The sequence below is a fragment of the Pleomorphomonas sp. PLEO genome (assembly GCF_041320595.1).
In the GTDB taxonomy this organism is placed as follows: Bacteria; Pseudomonadota; Alphaproteobacteria; order Rhizobiales; family Pleomorphomonadaceae; genus Pleomorphomonas.
In genome coordinates this window covers 997,391-1,015,273 of sequence record NZ_CP166625.1, presented here as the reverse complement: position 1 = coordinate 1,015,273, position 17,883 = coordinate 997,391, and the positions used below count along the sequence as shown (strand labels likewise).

The following is a 17,883-nucleotide window of genomic DNA, read 5'->3' as shown; positions in this document are numbered from 1 at the left end:
GCATTTCGGAAGGCGCCGCGACCCGGCGCCTTCCCACAATAGCGAAGGGAGCGGACGCCAGTTGGCACCGCTCCCTTTTTTTATCGAAACCGTGCCGATGAATGGAAGAGCCCAGCCGGTTACTCGACGCCGACCCAGTGCGCGGTATTGCCGAAGTGCCGATCGAGGCGATGGCTGAACCAGCGACCACTCAGGACCTTCTCGATCAGATGCTTCTTGTCCGACTCGGGGACTGACCGGTCGGCTTCCATCTGTGCGAGGACGTCGTCATAGCGCGTGCGCTCCTCGGTCATCGTGAAGGTCGCCTTCCGCGTGTCGGCGTCAACGACCATCTGGGTCGGCCCGCTTGCCGCCGATTCCCATGGCTTCCACGCGACGAGGCCGTCTCCGTTGGGATTGCCCGTCCGGAGGAAGTTGGCGACATAGCGTCCCAGCTTGTCGGTGATGTCCTTGGCACCGGGATTGTCGAAGGCAGCGGGGAAAGTCGACGAGAAGCCCGTCGTCGTCGACGTCACGAATGGGATCCACACGCCGTGGAACGAGCCGTAGAGCTTGGCCATGCGCTCGCCGACAATCCCGGCATCGCCGCCCCAGGCAAAACGCAGCGTGTAAATCGGCGCCTTGTAGCTGCCGAGCATCGCCTCGGCCGAACCCTGCGCGTTGAACAGCTCGTAGAGCTTGCTGCCATAGGTGTTGACGAAAGCATAGTTGCCAAGGCTCGCAGCGTTGGCCATCAGCGCATCGTCCTTCAGGCCAGAAAACTCGGCGTCGCTACGCGCAAAGAGCGAGAACTCCTTCGAGCCGGTCAGCATGAGCAGCGGCACCGAGTTGTAATTCGTCGTGGCAAAGCCATCCTTGGGCAAGACCACACCGTCGTTGAAGAGATGTGGAAACACCGCCATGCGGATGCCGGCATTGGTCATCAGCCCGGCAAGGCGGTCGGCGGTGAGCCCACGCAGATAAGCCCCAACCTCCGGTGAGGCGGTCAGCAGCCACTCGGTGGCCTGCGTCTCGTCCGCCTTGACCTTGTCGGCCACCACCAGCGGCGCGAGCGCCTTGGCCGCGAGCTTGGCGCTCGCTTCGGCGTCGGCGATCGTCATGCCGCCGCTGAGTGAGATCGCCTTCTGAAACTGTCCCTTGAAGATCGGCGAAATCAGCATCGCCATGACGTCGCGGCCACCGGCCGAGAAGCCCGACACCGTGACATTGCCGCCGTCACCCCCGAAAGCCGCGATGTTATCCTTGATCCAGGCCAGCGACTGCGAAATGTCGAGCAGCGAGAAATTGCCGGAATTCTCCTCGGCATTCCCCGTCTTGAGCGCCGGCAGGCTGTTGAAGCCGAGCAGACCCAGCCGGTAGTTGACGGAGACGATCACCGCGTTGGCGGTGACGGCGAGGCGCTTGGCGTCGATCTCCTGGCTGGCACCGCCCTGGTTGTTGCCGCCGTGAATGTAGACCAGCACCGGCAGTCCGGTCTCCGGGCTATTGGGGCGATAGACGTCGAGCGTCAGGCAGTCTTCGCTGCCGACCAGCTTGCCGGCGGACAGTTGCGGGCAGAGAGCGCCCCCTTTTGTCGCGTCAAAGCTATCCGATGATGCCACCACCGGCTCTGGCGCCTTCCAACGCAAGGCGCCGACGGGAGGCTTGGCATAAGGAACGCCCAGCCAGAGCAGGGTCGCACCTTCGTTGGCTTCGCTACCCGAAACCTTGCCTGATACCAAATCCTGGACAGCCCCCTGGCGGTAGGCCGGCTCTGCTGCGACCGATCCAACCCAGACCGTAGTGGTCAGCAGCAGCGCCCCGAACAGGGTCGCGACAAGCCGTGGCGCGGCCATCGATTCTTTGCGTAATTGCATTGTTTGGTCCTCCCGGATCGGCGTGCCCTCCAGCACCGCCTGTGGTCTCGGCCGGGGCCAGCTCCGCATTGGAGACCGCCCCGGGACTTATCGGAAGACGCGGCGCGGCCACCAGAGGAGACCGCGCCACTTTTTGCCCGACGGCGAAGATGGGTCCGATCAGACCTTTTTCTCGGCCTCGAGCATGCCGTCGTTGTAGCCGAACAGATAGGTGGCGATAGCGGCTCCGAAATAGGCGACGGCAACGGTGATCAGGAAGGTGACGAAGCCATCGCCCATGAACACCGGCAGCGTCAGGAGGCCCGGAGGCGCCATGGCATGCGACGCCGCGCCAGCCACTGCGACGACGGCGCCGCCCAGCACGCCGGCAATGACACCGATGACGAACGGTCGCTTGAAGCGGAGATTGACGCCGTAGATCGCCGGCTCGGTGATGCCGAAGATGCCGGACGCGGCAGCCGCGGCGGCGATCGCCTTCATCTGCGGGTCCTTGGTCTTCAGGAACACGCCGAGCGCGGCGCCGGCCTGGGCGAAGATCGCCGGCGTAACCGATGCGGCGAGGCCATCTTGCTTGAACACACTCAGATTGTTGAGCATCACGGGCACCAGACCCCAGTGCAGACCGAAGATCACCAGAATCTGCCACAGACCACCGAACACGGCACCGGCCAGGATCGGATTGACCCCGAACATCCAGGTATAGGTGCTGGCGAAAGCACCGCTCAGCATGGTGGCCGCCGGACCGATGATCAGCAGCGTCGCCGGGACGACGACGCCAATGGAGATCATCGGCGACAGGAAGGGCCGGACCGAGCTGTGCAGGACGCCGACCGAGAACTTCTCGAGTTTCGACATCGCGTAGACGGCGAGAATGATCGGAATGACGGTCGAGGTGTAGTTGATCGGCACGAAAGTGATGCCGAGCAGGGTGGTCGCCGTTCCCGCCTTGGCGAGCGCCAGAATGTCGGGATAGATCAGCGCACCGGCGATAACCATTGCCACATAGGGACTGGCTTCGAAGCGGCGCGCCGAGGTAACCGCGAGGATCATCGGCAGGAAGTAGAACACGCTGTCGGAGGCGGCGTTGAGCACGGCATGGGTGCCGGAGGCCGAGTCCAGCCAACCGGCCGCCATCAGCACCATCATCAGGCCCTTCAACATGCCGCCGCCGCACAGCGCGGTCAGCATCGGCGCGAAGATGCCGGAGATGGTGGCGATCGCCATGTCGAGCAACTGCTTGGGCGTCTTGCCGACAGCGGCCTTTTCGCCCGGGACGGCCGCTTCGGTGGCCGCGACCTGGGCCGGCTTCGTATCGGCGTTGATGCACGTCACATTGCTGATGGCGTCGAAAACGTCCGGCACGGTGTTGCCGATCACCACCTGGTACTGGCCACCGCTCTGGACGACGGCGACCACCCCTTTGATCGCCTGAAGAGCCGCCTTGTCGGCCTTGGCCTCGTCTTTTAGCGTGAAACGGAGCCGCGTGGCGCAATGCACCAGCGCGCTCACATTGGCCTCGCCGCCGACACCGGCGACGATGGACCTTGCCATATCCTTCAGATCGTTCGACACGAAAATCCCCCCATCGACGTTTGCTTGCGCAGCCTCGCCTCAGCGCGTTCGATGGCCGGGGGATGTCGGTCCGGAAAAAGGCAAAAAAAAACCCGAGCCGACCGATATCAGGTCGAACCCAGGTTTTGCCCGCGATCGCGGTTACAATCCCGTCTCCCATCTGGCGCACCGCCAGCGTGCATCAAGGCTAATTGTCGGTTTACGGGGCGTCAAGTAAGCACTTGTCCGTGGAGTGCGGGATGGAGTCGAACAAGATCGCAACCGCGCCCCGGCTGTACTTTCGTCCGGAAATAACGCGTTACGTTTGATGCCCCTACGACTTGGCAAGCCACACTTCGGATACTCGCGCGTGGGATTGCGCCGGATTTTGCGACGAGATATGTTGGCAACATGGATTGTAACCGCTTCGGCGGGCAAAACCTGACACTGCGCCGGGAGAGCGCGGAGTCGGGTTTTTTTGTATTTGCCGGGCTTGGCGGCGAGACAATCCTGGAGGGAATGCAACGGAGCGGCGGGAGGGGGATTTCGTGCGGATCATCAAGGTATTCAACAACAACGTCGCCCTCGTCAGGGACGACACCGGCCATGAGCTGGTGGTACAGGGACGCGGCCTCGCCTTCCACGCCCGGCCGGGCGATCGCCTGGATCAAGCTCTCATCGAACGTCGTTTCCTGCCGGAGGCGACCGGAACGCCCGAACAGCTGGCCGAGCGAATCGCCGACATTCCGCCGGAGCTGATCACTGTGGCCGAGAAGATCCTGGCGCTCGGCCCCGACTTCGGCCTCGAACTCGATCGCCGCGCCACAGTCGCTCTCGCCGATCACATCTCGATCGCCCTGAGGCGAGCCGTCGCCGGCCAGTCTCTCGACAATCCCCTGGAGTGGGAAGTGCGCATCCTCTACGGGCGCGAGATCAATCTGGGCCTGCATGCGCTCGACGTGATCCATAAACACTCGGGAATCTGCCTGCCGCAGGCCGAGGCGGTGCCGCTTGCCCTGCATTTCGTCAACGCCCAAGCTGGAGCGCAGGTCCTCAGCGAAGCGGTGCGCACCGCCCGGCTCATCCGCGACATCCTCGCCATTATCGCCGGCGAATACGGCGCCGCCTTTGCCGATAGGCCACCCTACAGCGAAGCTCGCTTTGCAACGCACCTTCGCTATCTGTTCCTGAGTCATCTTTCCGGCAGCCGGCACGCACCGCTGATTGCCGAACTGGCGAAATCCTACCGGCAGGAGGAGCCACGTGCCTTCACCTGCGCCCAGCGCATTGCCGATTATCTCACCGAGAAGATGCGCTGGCACATCGGCGACGACGAAACCGTCTATTTGGCGCTGCATATCCAGCGCATGACCACCGCGAGCGGCGCTGGCGTTGCCTGACGGCCAAGGCGCATGGGACCCCTCCGGCGAACTGCGGATGGCCCGCCCTCTCCCTTGACAGCCCCGCCTCGCCGCCATTAGCTCTGAGGCACATAGCGCGGCGCCAGTCGCCGATACGGGATTGTGACCGCTTGTCGCGGGCAACACCTGAGCCAGCCAGAGGGATCCGGCTGCTCGGGTTTTTTTGTGCCCAAAGCCTCGCCCGTTATCGGCCAGACCGGACGCCTCGCCGCCCGACACGAACGTAAAGACGAGGACTCCATCATGACGGCTCTGAGCTTTCCGAACGATTTTCTCTGGGGCGGCGCCATCGCTGCAAATCAAGCCGAGGGCGGCTGGAACGAAGGCGGTAAGGGCCTGTCGCTGTCCGACCTGACGCGTGGCGGCCTCCTGCACGGCAAGATCGACGCCGCCGTCGATCCCGCTGCCTATTACCCGTCACATCAAGCGATCGACTTCTACCATCGCTATCCCCAGGACATCGCCTTGTTCGCCGAGATGGGCTTCAAGTGCCTGAGGACGTCGATCGCCTGGAGCCGCATCTTCCCCAGGGGTGACGAAGTTGAGCCGAACGAGGCGGGCCTTGCGTTCTACGAAGGCCTGTTCGACGAAATGCTCAAGCATGGCATCCAGCCGGTCGTCACCCTGTCGCACTACGAGACGCCGGTTCACCTGATCCGGACCTATGGCGGCTGGACCAACCGCAAGCTGATCGAGTTCTTCGAGCGCTATGTCCGCGTCATCTTCAAGCGCTTCGGTGGCAAGGTCGGCCACTTCATGGGCTTCAACGAGATCAACATGGCCTCGGTCATCCCGCTGGCCGCCGCTGCCGTCGAGATCCCCGAAGGCATTTCGGAAACGGCCAAGCAGACAATGATCTTCCAGGCAACGCACCACATGTTCGTTGCCTCGGCGCTCGCCGCCAAGGCCTGCCACGAACTGGCGCCGACGGCCAAGTTCGGCTGCATGCTGCAGATGGGCGGCATCTATCCCGCCACCTGCAAGCCCGAAGACGTGTTCGCAACCATGCAGGTGCGCCGCCGCACCCTGCTCTACTCCGACGTTTTGGTGCGTGGTGCCTATCCCAATTACGCCTGGCGCCTGTTCGATGAGGCCGGCATCAAGCTGGAAATCGCCGACGGCGACCTCGAGATCATCAAGGCCCATACCGCCGACTTCTTCGGCTTCAGCTACTACTCCACCACGACCTTCACCGCCGATCTGCCGGTGATGGGACATACGGGCGGTATCGACGGCATCGACAACCCCTATCTCACCAAATCCGACTGGGGCTGGGCGATCGACCCCAAGGGTCTGCGCTATGTCTGCAACGAGCTGTGGGACCGCTACCAGAAGCCGCTGTTCATCGTCGAAAACGGCCTTGGCGCCGTCGACGTCGTCAAGGAAGACGGCACAATCGAGGACGACTATCGCATCGCCTACCTCGACAGCCACCTGCGCGAGATCGCCGAGGCCATCGCCGACGGCTGTCAGATGATCGGCTACACCTGGTGGGGGCCCATCGACATCGTCAGCGCCGGCACCGGCGAGATGAAGAAGCGTTACGGCTTCATCCACGTCGATCGTGACAACGACGGCAACGGAACGCTGGTACGCCGCCGCAAGAAGAGTTTCCACCACTACAAGGACGTGATCGCCAGCCATGGCGCCTCGATCCTCGGTAGCTGAGACCTTCCCCTGACAGACCCGACCAGCACATGAGGCCCGACGTGTCCGCTCTAGCCCTGCTTTCCCCGCTCACCGGCCGTGCGATGCCGCTGACCGACAGTCCCGATCCCGTGTTTTCGGCCGGTCTGATTGGCGCCGGCATCGCGATCGATCCGAGCATTGGCGAGCTGAGAGCGCCCTGCGCCGGTACCATTGCCGCCGCCCATGCTTCGGGGCACGCCGTGACGGTCAGGGCCGACAATGGCGCCGAGATATTGATTCATCTCGGCGTCGACACCGTCAACCTCGGCGGTACCGGCTTCACGGTGCATGTCGCCGAGGGGCAGAAGGTGACCGCCGGCGATCGGCTGATCAGCTTCGACATCGCCGCCATCGCGCCAAAGGTCACCTCCATGGTGTCGATGATGGTGGTGGCCAACGGCGACGCCTTCTCCATCCTTTCCGCTGTAACCAGCGGGAATGTCGCCTTCGGCGAGCCGGTGATGACGATCGAGCCGGTGGGCGGCAAGGTAGCGGACACCGTTGCCGAAGATGAGGTGGCGGAACTGTCGCTGCCGCTCTCCATCGCCCATGGCCTGCACGCCCGCCCGGCCGCCGTGCTCGCCAACGCCGCCAAGGCGCATGCCGGACCGGTCACCGTCACCTGTCGCGGCAATACCGCAAACGCCAAGAGTGTGGTGGCGCTGATGGGCCTCGGCACCCGCTTCGGCGACCTCCTGGAGATTCGCATCGAAGGAGCGGGCGCCGATGCGACCGCCGACAGGCTGCTCGATCTCGTTCTCTCCGGCCTTGGCGATCCGATCGCCGACGGACCAGCGCCGGGGGAGGAAACCGCACTCGCGAATGCCTCCCAAACCGCGCCACAGTCCGGTGTCGCGAACGAGCCGGAATTCGAACTTGGGGCAAATGCTATCATCCGTGGTCGTTCCGCCGTGGTTGGCCTGGCTGCCGGCCCGGTGACGCGGCTCAGCCACGACGTCGCCGACCTGCCCCGCAACGGCGGCGATCCCGCTACCGAACGCGAGCGCCTCAAGGCCGCACTGACCAAGGTGCGCGCGCGTCTTGCCACCGAAGCCAACGGCCCGCACGGCGCCATCGCCACCGCGCACCGGGAACTGCTCGACGATCCGGTGCTGATCGAGGCGGCGGAAGCCGATATCGCCGCCGGACGTTCGGCGGAATGGGCCTGGAACGCGGCCTGCGTGGGACAGGCGGAGTTGCTCGCCTCGCTCTCCGACGCCCGCATGGCCGAGCGGGCCGCCGACATGCGCGACATTGCCGCGCAAGGGCTGGCGGCTCTCGCTGGCCGTTCCGGCGTCACTGGCTTGTCGGCGCTACCCGCCGGCTCCATCGTACTGGCCGACGAGGTTCTGCCGTCGGAGATGGCTGGCCTTGCGATCGGCCACATCGCGGCGCTCCTGATGAGGAACGGCGGACCGACATCGCACGCGGCGATCATCGCCGCCGGCCTCGGCATACCCACCGTGGTGGCGCTGGGCGCCGACGCCGACCGCGTGCCGAATGGTGCCGCCGTCGTGGTCGACGCCGGTCTCGGCCAGATCACGGTTTTCCCAAGCGATCAGGCGCTCGCGGCCGCGACCAAGCGGATCAGCGACTGGACGGACAGCCGGGCGATCCAGCGGGCCAATGCCCACGCGGATTGCCGCTTGGCCGATGGCACCCGCATCGAGATCTTCGCCAATCTCGGCGAGGTCGGCGAAGGCGCGTTGGCCGTTGGCGAGGGGGCCGAAGGCTGTGGCTTGCTACGAACCGAATTCCTGTTCCAGAAGCGATCCTCGGCGCCCAGCGAAGACGAGCAGTTCGCCCAGTATCAGGCCATTGCCGATGAACTCGGCGGCCGGCCACTGATCATCCGCACGCTGGATGTCGGCGGCGACAAGCCGCTCGCCTATCTGCCGCTGCCCAAGGAGGATAATCCGTTCCTCGGTCTGCGCGGCGTACGTGTGTCCCTGATCCAGCCTGAGCTGCTGCGAGCGCAAGTGCGCGCCATTTTGCGGGTGAGGCCCTACGGCATAGCCCGCATCATGGTGCCGATGGTCGCCTCGGTCCTGGAAATGGTCGCCGTCCGCGCCATCGTCGATGAGGAAAGGCTGGCTCTCGGCCGCACTGAGCCGATCGAAGTTGGCGCCATGATCGAGATCCCGGCCGCCGCCGTCGCCGCCACCCAACTGGCCGAGGTCTGCGACTTCTTCTCGGTCGGCACCAACGATCTCACGCAATATGCGCTGGCCATGGATCGTGGCAACCCGGCGGTAGCCACCGGCATCGATGCCCTGCATCCCGGCGTGCTCGGCCTGATCCGGCTGGCCGCCGACGGCGCTGCGACACGCGGGCGCTTGCTGGCGGTTTGCGGCGGCGCGGCCTCCGATCCGGTCGCGGCGCCGATCCTGGTCGGGCTCGGGGTGCGCGAACTCTCCGTCGCCCCCGCCGCCATTCCCGAGATCAAGGCAACTCTGTCGAGGCTGACGCTCGCCAAATGCCAGACGCTTGCCTCAGCCGCTCTCCGCGCCAAGGGAGCCGACGAAGTCAGGGCGATGTCCTCGCTCTAACGTCATCCGCTCAAGGCTGCAAAGCCGGTCGGCTCGATCGGCTTTGCCCTATCTGTCGGGGTCTATCGCGTCGAGGAAGGCGGTCATTTCATCTTCGCCGGTCTCAGGTGCGCTGCCGACCGTGACGGCAACGGCGAAGGCGATGGCCGAGGAAGTCTCGGTATGCGTCGTAGCTCCAGCCCTGAGATTCATAACCAGCGTCGGGCAGAGAAACAGCGCCAGGCGGATCACCTGCCGCCAGTCGTCCGGCAGCAGGCCATTAGCCTTGAGCCTTGAGAGCAGCGGCTTCCAGACCAGCTCCGCCTTGGTGGCCAGCAACGCCCGTCGCACCGGCGTCAGTGCCCAGTCCGTCTCTATGGCTAGGATGCCATCGCCAGCCCGCGCGGACGCCGAGAACCGCCGAGTCGCCTCGGCCGGGTCGTAGAGCCAGAGCGGGTGAGCGAACACGTTGTGAAAGGTGGCTTTCACCTCGGCCAGTAAGGACGGCACATGCTCGCCGGCGAAGGCCGGATCGTAGAAGCTGAGCATCGGCCCGTCCGGGCCCTTGCCGTACCAGACATTGGCGTTGTGAGCGTCGCCATGGGCCACCACGCCACCGGCATCGGCGAGCAACTCTGGCCGAAGCCGGGCGCCGGCTTCCGCGAACAGTTCACCGATTGTCCGTCGGTAGGCGCGGCCGTTGATCACCAAGCGTCGGCTGGCAAAATCATCCCAATCGAGTTCGACGCCCGGCAGATGCACCCTCTTGCCGAGGTAGAAACTTGCGAATCGGCCGCCGGGAAAACGCCGGCCCGGCATGTCGACAAGGCGGTCGTGAAACAGGCGGTGAATCGGCTCGGCCGCCGCCTCGTTCACTGTGACTGGATGCAGGCTGTCGAGATAGACGCGGGCAATCGAGGCGTCGAGGCCACGCTCGGCGGCGACGGCAGCCGCTTCGCCAGCGGTCGCGCGGGCGCCATCGAGCGCGGCGATATCGAGTGCTCTGAGAACATCCGAAAAGCGGGGATCCGAGCGACGGCGATAAACCAGCACCTGCTCGCCCGGCAGGTTGGAGACATACACCGGCATGTCCACCGGCAAACCGGCGCGGGCGAGAATGTCGGCGCGATAATACTCGCCGGTCATCGCCTCCTCGCCATCCTCTTGGTGGAACTTGAAGAAATAGTCGGCGCCTCCGGCCGAGAAGAAGCCGTTCAGCGAGTTGAGGCTGTACTGGTCGCGGTTGATGGCTACTCCCTCGGCCGAGAGGCCGAACAGATCGGCGAACAGCACAGCGAGCGCCGAGGTTGCCGCGCCTTCGTCCGCAACGGCGAGGCGCCGGATCTCGGCGGTGCGGCTCGGCGCTGTCATGCCGACCTCGGCTTGATAATCGTCTTGAGGCCCATCGAGCGGCCAGCCAGAAGACGCTCATAGGCAGCCGGAACGCCATCGAGATCGATGGTCTCGTCGACCAGCGCCAGCAGGCGATCCTCGAACGCCGGCATCAGCGCCACCGCCTCCGGCAGTTCGTCCGTGAAGGCATGGCAACCGACGAGTGCGATTTCCCGCTCGACGAGCCGCACCGGATCGATGGCAAGACTGCCATGACCGATGCCGACCAGCGCCAGGGTTCCGCCCGGCGAAAGCAGATCGAGAAGCGTACCGATCACGCCCGGATGGCCAGTTGCATCGAGCGCGGCGAGAAGCGGAGCGCCGGCCAGCGCCCCAACCACGGCCTCAGCCGACAGATCGACGATCCGAGCGCCCGTCACCTCGGCGACGCGGCCAGCTCTGTCAGCATTGCGGTCGGCAACCAGCACAGGTCCGTCATGTCGCTCGGCGAGGATTAGCGCCGCGAGGCCGCCGATCGGGCCGCAACCGGCTATCAGCACTGAAGATCCCGCCGGAGCCGAAAGGCGTTTTATCGCATGCAGCGCCACCGCCAGTGGCTCGGCCATGGCGAGCGCCAAGGGATCGACACCATCAGGCGCCTTGATGAGCAGCGAGGCCGGCAGCACGACCTCCTCGGCAAAACCGCCTTCCCAGACCTCGCCCACAAAGCCGAGCTTTTCGCACACATTCGGCCTTCCGCCACGACAGGCGGCGCAGACGCCACAGGTGACGCGCGAATCCGCCACCACAGCATCGCCAACCGCCAGCCCAGTCACACCCTCACCAACTGCCGCCACCCTGCCAGCAAATTCGTGCCCGGCCACCGACGGCGATCGGCTGATCCAGGCACCGGTGCGGAAGTTGTGCAGGTCGGAGCCGCAAATACCGGCCGCCGAAACCGTGACCCGCGCCTCGCCGGCACGAGGAACCGACGGTGGCGCTATATCCTCGACCCGAAGATCGCCAGCGGCGTAGAGGCGGACGGCCTTCATCGCTCAGCCCTTGAGATAGGTGTCGCGCACCGCCGACACCGCCTGCTCATGCGACGAGAAGCCCTCGTAGCGGGCGAGCACGCGGGCGGTGTGCGCCAGTTCCGGATAGGCGGAGGCCGTGACATAGCCGACCGACGACCGCTTGACGAAGTCGTAGACCGACAGCGGCCCCCAGGTGCGCGCCCAGCGGCTGGTCGGCAGCACGGCATTGGGGCCGAGGCCGAAGTTGGCGATGGAAACCGGCGTATACGGCCCCATCAGGATTTCCGCCGCCTCGGTGATCTTGCCGAGATGGGCATAAGGATCGGTAGAGAGGATCTCCAGATGCTCCGGCGCGTAGTCGTTGACGAAGGCATAGCTCTCCTCGACCGACGAGGTCAGGATGATGCCGCCAAAGGCGCCACCCAGCACCTTCTTGGAAAACTCGACCCGCTGCGCCGTCATGCGCGCCCAGTGGTCCGGCAGCGCCGCCAGCGCCTGCTCGGCGACGCGCCGTGAATGGGTGACGATATAGGCCGAGCTATCCGGACCGTGTTCGGCCTCGATCAGCACGTCGAGGGCGGCGAGGCCGCCGTGCACGGTATCGTCGGCGAAGATGATGGCTTCCGACGGACCTGCCGGCAGGCCGGCATCGATGACGCCGGACAACAGGCGCTTGGCCGCCACCACCCACGGGCTGCCGGGGCCGACGATCTTCAATGCCGGCTTCACCGTCTCGGTGCCGAAGGTGACGGCGGCGACGGCCTGCGCGCCACCCACCTTGTAGACTGTCTCGACACCGGCGAGGCGGGCGGCGACCAGCGTCGCCGCGTCGACCGACCCATCGGGTGTCGGCGGCGTCACGATGGCAAGTTCCGGTACGCCGGCAACGACGGCCGGCACCGCCGTCATCATGGTCACCGACGGGAAGGCGCCCTTGCCGCGCGGAATATAAAGGGCCACCGACTTGATGGGCGTCACCCGATCCCCTGCGAAGGCACCCGGGCGGATCTCCTTCAGCCACATGGCCTCCGGCTTCTGCTCCTCATGGAAGCGGCGAATGTTCTCGATGCCATAGCGGATCGCGTCCACCACCTCAGGCTCGACGGACTTGAAAGCGGCGTCGAACTCGGCCTCGGAGGCCTTGAGCGCGCCGGGCTTGACCTCCGCCTTGTCGAGGTCGCGGGCAAAGCGATGGAGCGCCGCGTCGCCTTCGCTCTTCACCGCCTCGATAATCGGGCCAACCTTGTCGAGGAAGAAGGTGAGGTCGGTTTCCGAGCGCTTGAGCAGAGCGGCGCGGGCCGCCGCGTCGAGCTTGGCGTAATCGTGGAAGGAAACGTCGGTCATGGTAGCAGTCCTTGAGCGGCAGGGCGTTTTTCACGCCTTCATTTCGACTTGAGAAAAATGTCCAGCCCAACCAGCCAGTCGAGCAGCGCGATGGCGATGGCGGCGACGGCGATGAACACCACGGAGATGGCGGCCAGATCGGGCGTGATGATCGAGCGGATGGAATTGTAGATCTGCACCGGCAGCGTGACGATGCGCGCATCGACCAAGAGCAGCGATACCAGGAATTCGTTGAGCGCCAGGATGAACATCAACAGAGCGCCGGTGATGATGCCGGGCGTCACGGCCGGAATGGTCACGGCAAGGAAAGTGGAAAGCGGCGGCGCACCGCAGTTGGCAGCGGCCAGTTCAAGATCGGGATCAAGGCTAGCGGCGCTCGCCGTCACTGCCCAGATCATGAATGGCAGGTTGATCACCGCGCAGGCGACGCCCACCGGCCAGAGCTGGCCAAGTAGCCCCCATTTGCCGAAGATCAGCATCAGGCCGATGCCAGAGCCGATCAACGGAATGGTGAAGGGCAGCAGCAGGTAGACCTGGACGCCGGCGACAAAGCGCACGCGATATTTGGCGAGCGCGATGCCGGCCAGCGTACCCGTCGGAATGGAGATCGCCGTACAGATGGCGGCGACAATCACCGAGCGCAGAAAGGCGTCGCGAAGATCGGTGGCACCGGCAATCGCCGCGTACCACTTGAGCGACAGCCCCTCCGGCGGGAAGGTGATCATGTTGCCAGCCGTGAACGAAGCGCCCAGCACCACCAGCGTCGGCGCCGACAGCATGACCAGCGCGATCGTGACGAAGGTCCAGAGCGTCACGGTCTTGGAACGGTCGCCCTTCATTTCGACCTCCCCATGGCCAGCGTGCCGGCCCCGAACAGCGCGAATACCACCCCGACCATGATAGAGCCGACGGCCACCAGGAGCAGCGCCAGCGTCGCCCCCATGCCCTGGTCCGACGTTCGGAAGAACTGGTCGTAGATGGCGTTGGCGATGAAGTCCTGCGAGCCGCCACCGAGGATGGCCGGAATGGCGAAGTCGGTGAGCGACAGCGTCAGCACCACCAGACCGGCACCGATGAAACCGGGCTTGGCCAGCGGCAGCACCACGTGGATGAAGGTTTTCACCCAGTTGGCGCCAAGCGAGCCGGCCGCCGCTTCCATCTCCTCGGGGATGGCGGTGAGCGCCGGCGCGAGCATCAGCACGGCAAACGGCAGCATGTACTGGACGAGGCCGAACAGGACCGCCGGGTAATTGTAAAGGAGACGGATCGGCGCCACACCGACGAGACCGAGCGCCTCGTTGACCATGCCCTGCGACCCCAGGATGATCAGCCAGCCATAGGCACGCACCACCTGGCCGATGAAGAACGGCAGGAACAGGGCGATCAGCAGGAACTTGCGCAAGGCCGCCGAGCGCGTCCGCACCATGACATAGGAATAGGGAAAGGCGAGAAAGAGCGTGATCGCCGTGACGATCAGCGAGCCGATCAGGCTGCGGCTCGCCACCGTGAAGAACAGCTTCTCGGTGAAGGCGCGGTGATAATTCGTCAGCGAATAGTCATCCGACGACAGGAAAGTGGTGGTGTCCAGCGTTCGGAGCGAACCATCGGCCATATCCCACAGGCCGAGGACCAGCAGCCCGACCAGAACAATGGCCGGCAGCAGCATCAGCCAGGGGACGGCTGCCGAGAAACTGCGCGGCCAGACGGCGGCGGCAATCGCTTCAAGGGCATCCATCAGGCGCCAGGACAGGGGATAGGAGGTGCGGCTCGGGCGCATTGTTGGGTCGGATCAATTTCTGAAAGGCAGTCCGCCGCCTTGTGGCGACGGACATTGGGGGAAGAGAACTGACGATCAGCCCTGCATGATTTCCTTGAACTTGCCGAACCACTCGCTCTCGTGCTCGACCTGAACCTTGGAGGAGACGCGCAGCAGCTTCTTGTAGTCCTCCGCCTTGGTCGGATAGGACGCGTCACCCACGAGATCGGCCGGCGGCTTGAGGCCCGGCACCACGCCCGGCAGGCCGAGGCCGTCGAGCCACACCTGCTGCGCGTCGAGCGTCAGCGCGAAGTTGACATACTGCTTGGCCCAGTAGAGCTCGTTTTCCGGCAGATACTTCGGCACCCAAAGACCGTCGGTCTCGTAGGTCGCGCCCTCGTCCGGCACCGTCCAGGCGATGGAGATACCGTTCTTCTTGGCTTCGCGGGCGTTGGAAGAAATGGTGCAGGCAACGTCGATTTCGCCCTTCTGGAACCAGGTGGTGAAATCGGGGTCCTCGCCCATCAGCGGCTCGTTGGCCTTGAGCTTGGTGAAGAAGTCCCAGGCCGGCTGCATGTTGGCCGGAATGTCCTCGAGCTTGCCGCCGCCGGTGATCTCCGCCGGGAAATGCAGGCCGATGCCATCGTTGTAGACGGCGACGCGGCCCTTGAACTTCGGGTCGAGCAGCACGTTCCACGACTTCGGCGCGCCGTCCGGGAAGGCTTCCGGGCGATAGGCCAGCACGTAGACGTAGCCATAGGTGTTGACGATCGGATAGCCGTCGACGCCGACCGGCTTGGCCGCGTCGCTCACGGTCTTGAGGTTGGCAAGATCCGACAGATCCTCGGTCACGCCGCGCAGCGCCGACTTGGTGGCGTTGGTGGTGGTGTCCCAATTGACGTGGATCGGCGGCACGCGCTTCTGCGCCGCGGCGGCCCACAGCTTCGGCTGGATCTCGTTATCCTCGGTGAGGTCGTGGCGGACGGCGATGCCGGTCAGCTTGGTGAAGGGATCGGAGACGCCAGCCTTCAGGCTGTCGACCCAGGAACCGCCCCAGGCGCGGACGATGATTTCCTTGGGCTTTTCGGGTTCGGCGGCGAATGCGCGGCCGAACGGCATGCCCACGAGGCCGGCGGCACCGGCAAGGCCTACGCCCTGCAGGAAACGGCGACGGCCGAGAAGGAAGGGAGGTTTGGTCGATCCAGTCATTGTCGTTCTCCTCTGGCTCTGTTTCTTTTTTTTGCCGCATCGGATTGCCCGAAAACCGGCTTCCACTTTTCGGTCCGACGCTTGCGCACTGATCCGTTCAATCCCCGAAGACCAGCACATCCTTCACGTTCCATCCCAACGCGACCGTCGATCCGATGTCGTGCTGGTTATGGGTTACGGGGTCATGATCGAACACGCGCAGCGTTGTCCCACCGAGATCTGTCACCGCCACCTCGTAGACGACGCGCTCGCCTTCGAAGATGGCGTCGGTGACCGTGCCGTCGAACATGGTGTCGACGTCGCCGAGCGCCTCGCGACCGCTGCCGATCCGGATCTGCTCGGCCCGGAGCGCGCCGCGCGCCGCCGCGCCCGTCTCCGGACGGAAGCCGTTGCCGGTCCGGCCGGCAAAGCCAGGACGATCGAAGACAATCCGCTCGCCGTCGATGCTCGCCACGGCGCCCTCGATGAAGTTGGTGACGCCGATGAAATTGGCGACGAAAGCGTTCTTCGGCTGGCGATAGGTAGCCTCTGGCCGCGCCTTTTGCTGGATGCGACCGTGGTCCATGACGATGATTTCGTCGGACACCACCAAGGCCTCGCGCTGGTCGTGGGTGACGTTGATGGTGGTGACGTCGAGTTCGCGCTGGATGCGACGGAATTCCAGCTGCATTTCCTCCCGCAGCTTGCGATCGAGGGCGGCAAGCGGCTCGTCGAGCAGCAACAGGTCCGGCTCAAAAACCAGCGCACGGGCGATGGCAACCCGCTGCTGCTGGCCGCCGGAGAGCTCGTGGATGCGGCGATCGCCCAGCTTCCCAAGCTTGACGAGGTCGAGGTAGCGCTGGACGCGATCGGGAATGGTGCGCGCGTCGAACCGACGCATGCGCAAGGGGAAGGCGACGTTTTCGGCCGCCGTCATATGCGGGAACAGAGCGAGTTTCTGGAAGACCATGCCGATCGACCGCCTGTGCGGCGGCACACTGCCGACGGCGAGGCCATTGATGACTACCTCGCCAGAAGTCGGCCGGCCAAAACCGGCGATCATCCGGAGCAGCGTCGTCTTGCCCGAGCCCGATGGGCCGAGAATGGTGAGAAAACGTCCCTTTTCCAGGTCGAATGTAGCGTCGCGCACGGCGTGCACGCCGTCGAACACCATGTTGACGTCGCGTACCGACACCGCGGAGGGCGCATCGGCTGCCATCGTTTCCGTCATCCCCTTACTCTCTGACACTCATGTTCTGGCGCTTCCTCTCCCCAACAGGAAACGCCGCGGTACCATATACATCTCTAGACAGGTCGTCACCCGCTTTTAGCGGAATTTTTATGCACGCCTCAAATTGAGGCAAGATAGCCGCCATCCACCGGAATACATTGGCCTGTAATGTAGGCAGACGCATCGGAAGCCAGGAAAATAACCGCCCCAATCAAATCGCCGAGCGCCCCGAAGCGGCCGAGCGGAATCTTGCCGAGCATGGACGCCTGCCAAGCGTCGTCCTGATAAAAAACATCGGTCATCGCCGTGCGGAAATAGCCGGGGGCCACGGCATTGACGCGAATGCCGAGACCGGCCCATTCGGTCGCCAGCGCAGTGGTCATACCGAGAATGCCGGCCTTTGACGAACCATAGGGCACGGCGGTCGGCACGCCGACATAGCTGGTCAAGGAAGCGAGATTGATGATGGCGCCGCCGCGCCCGGCAGTCCGCATCTGCCGTGCCGCCGCCTGCGCCACGAAGAAGGCACCCTTGAGATTGGTGTCGACCACCCGGTCCCACACATCTTCCTCAATATCGAGCGACGGCGTGACTTCCTCATAGCCGGCGTTGTTGACCAGAATGTCGAGTCCACCCAGCTTTTCGGCAGCTCGTTCCACCACCACGCGGCTGGCCGCAACATCGCGCACATCGTGGGCGAGCGGCACGGCGTGCCGGCCAAGCGCCTCGATAGCGGCGACGGTATCGGTGAGTGAGGCCGCCTGTCGAGCGGTCACGGCGACATCGGCCCCCGCCCCGGCCAACGCCTCGGCAAGCGCACGGCCAATGCCCCGGCTCGCCCCCGTCACCAGCGCCTTGCGACCTTCGAGATTGAAGAGAGCGAGCGGCGACATGAGGAAACTCCGGGCAAAAGCGGAAAGTACCGGCGCCCCTCCAGAGCAGCCGGACAATGC

General features: G+C 64.7%; 13 protein-coding genes. 3 read left to right on the top strand and 10 right to left on the bottom strand.

Features of this window, described 5'->3' with window-relative positions; genetic code table 11:
- Window positions 1-119: 119 nt before the first annotated feature.
- The gene (locus tag AB6N07_RS04460; RefSeq protein ID WP_370676608.1) at window positions 120-1,856 is read right to left on the bottom strand and encodes a carboxylesterase family protein; all 1,737 of its coding nucleotides are present in this window, start codon (window positions 1,854-1,856) and stop codon (window positions 120-122) included.
- Between the two features lie 159 nt (window positions 1,857-2,015).
- Window positions 2,016-3,428, bottom strand: coding sequence for a PTS transporter subunit EIIC (locus AB6N07_RS04455; RefSeq protein ID WP_370676607.1), 1,413 nt, complete (start codon window positions 3,426-3,428; stop codon window positions 2,016-2,018).
- A gap of 527 nt (window positions 3,429-3,955) precedes the next feature.
- Between AB6N07_RS04455 and AB6N07_RS04450 the strand changes: the two genes are divergently transcribed.
- From AB6N07_RS04450 to ptsP, 3 genes are all read left to right on the top strand, one after another.
- Window positions 3,956-4,807: a PRD domain-containing protein gene (locus AB6N07_RS04450; RefSeq protein ID WP_370676606.1), complete on the top strand. Its 852-nt coding sequence runs from the start codon at window positions 3,956-3,958 to the stop codon at window positions 4,805-4,807.
- Between the two features lie 264 nt (window positions 4,808-5,071).
- Entirely contained in the window at window positions 5,072-6,496 is a 1,425-nt protein-coding gene (locus AB6N07_RS04445; protein WP_370676605.1) for a glycoside hydrolase family 1 protein, read from the top strand.
- Between the two features lie 41 nt (window positions 6,497-6,537).
- On the top strand, window positions 6,538-9,066 hold the full coding sequence (gene ptsP / locus AB6N07_RS04440) for a phosphoenolpyruvate--protein phosphotransferase (protein ID WP_370676604.1): 2,529 nt from the start codon (window positions 6,538-6,540) through the stop codon (window positions 9,064-9,066).
- A 48-nt stretch (window positions 9,067-9,114) separates the two neighbouring features.
- Here ptsP and AB6N07_RS04435 read toward each other — a convergent pair whose 3' ends face one another.
- From AB6N07_RS04435 to AB6N07_RS04400, 8 genes are all read right to left on the bottom strand, one after another.
- Window positions 9,115-10,416 (bottom strand): hypothetical protein, encoded by a 1,302-nt coding sequence (locus AB6N07_RS04435; protein WP_370676603.1) that lies wholly within the window; start codon window positions 10,414-10,416, stop codon window positions 9,115-9,117.
- Window positions 10,413-11,429 carry a zinc-binding dehydrogenase gene (locus AB6N07_RS04430; protein ID WP_370676602.1) on the bottom strand — a complete coding sequence of 339 codons (1,017 nt, stop codon included), beginning with the start codon at window positions 11,427-11,429 and terminating at the stop codon, window positions 10,413-10,415. The genes AB6N07_RS04435 and AB6N07_RS04430 overlap by 4 nt, the downstream gene beginning before the upstream one ends.
- A 3-nt stretch (window positions 11,430-11,432) precedes the next feature.
- Window positions 11,433-12,755 carry a histidinol dehydrogenase gene (gene hisD / locus AB6N07_RS04425; protein WP_370676601.1) on the bottom strand — a complete coding sequence of 441 codons (1,323 nt, stop codon included), beginning with the start codon at window positions 12,753-12,755 and terminating at the stop codon, window positions 11,433-11,435.
- A 38-nt stretch (window positions 12,756-12,793) separates the two neighbouring features.
- Entirely contained in the window at window positions 12,794-13,594 is an 801-nt protein-coding gene (locus AB6N07_RS04420; RefSeq protein ID WP_370676600.1) for an ABC transporter permease, read from the bottom strand.
- Window positions 13,591-14,532, bottom strand: coding sequence for an ABC transporter permease (locus tag AB6N07_RS04415; protein ID WP_370676599.1), 942 nt, complete (start codon window positions 14,530-14,532; stop codon window positions 13,591-13,593). Before AB6N07_RS04415 ends, AB6N07_RS04420 begins: the two co-directional genes overlap by 4 nt.
- Before the next feature lie 75 nt (window positions 14,533-14,607).
- A complete protein-coding gene (locus AB6N07_RS04410; RefSeq protein WP_370676598.1) occupies window positions 14,608-15,720 on the bottom strand; it encodes a PotD/PotF family extracellular solute-binding protein in 1,113 nt (370 codons plus the stop codon).
- Between the two features lie 97 nt (window positions 15,721-15,817).
- On the bottom strand, window positions 15,818-16,930 hold the full coding sequence (locus AB6N07_RS04405; protein WP_370676597.1) for an ABC transporter ATP-binding protein: 1,113 nt from the start codon (window positions 16,928-16,930) through the stop codon (window positions 15,818-15,820).
- 119 nt (window positions 16,931-17,049) lie between these two features.
- Entirely contained in the window at window positions 17,050-17,823 is a 774-nt protein-coding gene (locus tag AB6N07_RS04400) for an SDR family NAD(P)-dependent oxidoreductase (RefSeq protein WP_370676596.1), read from the bottom strand.
- Between the last annotated feature and the right edge of the window lie 60 nt (window positions 17,824-17,883).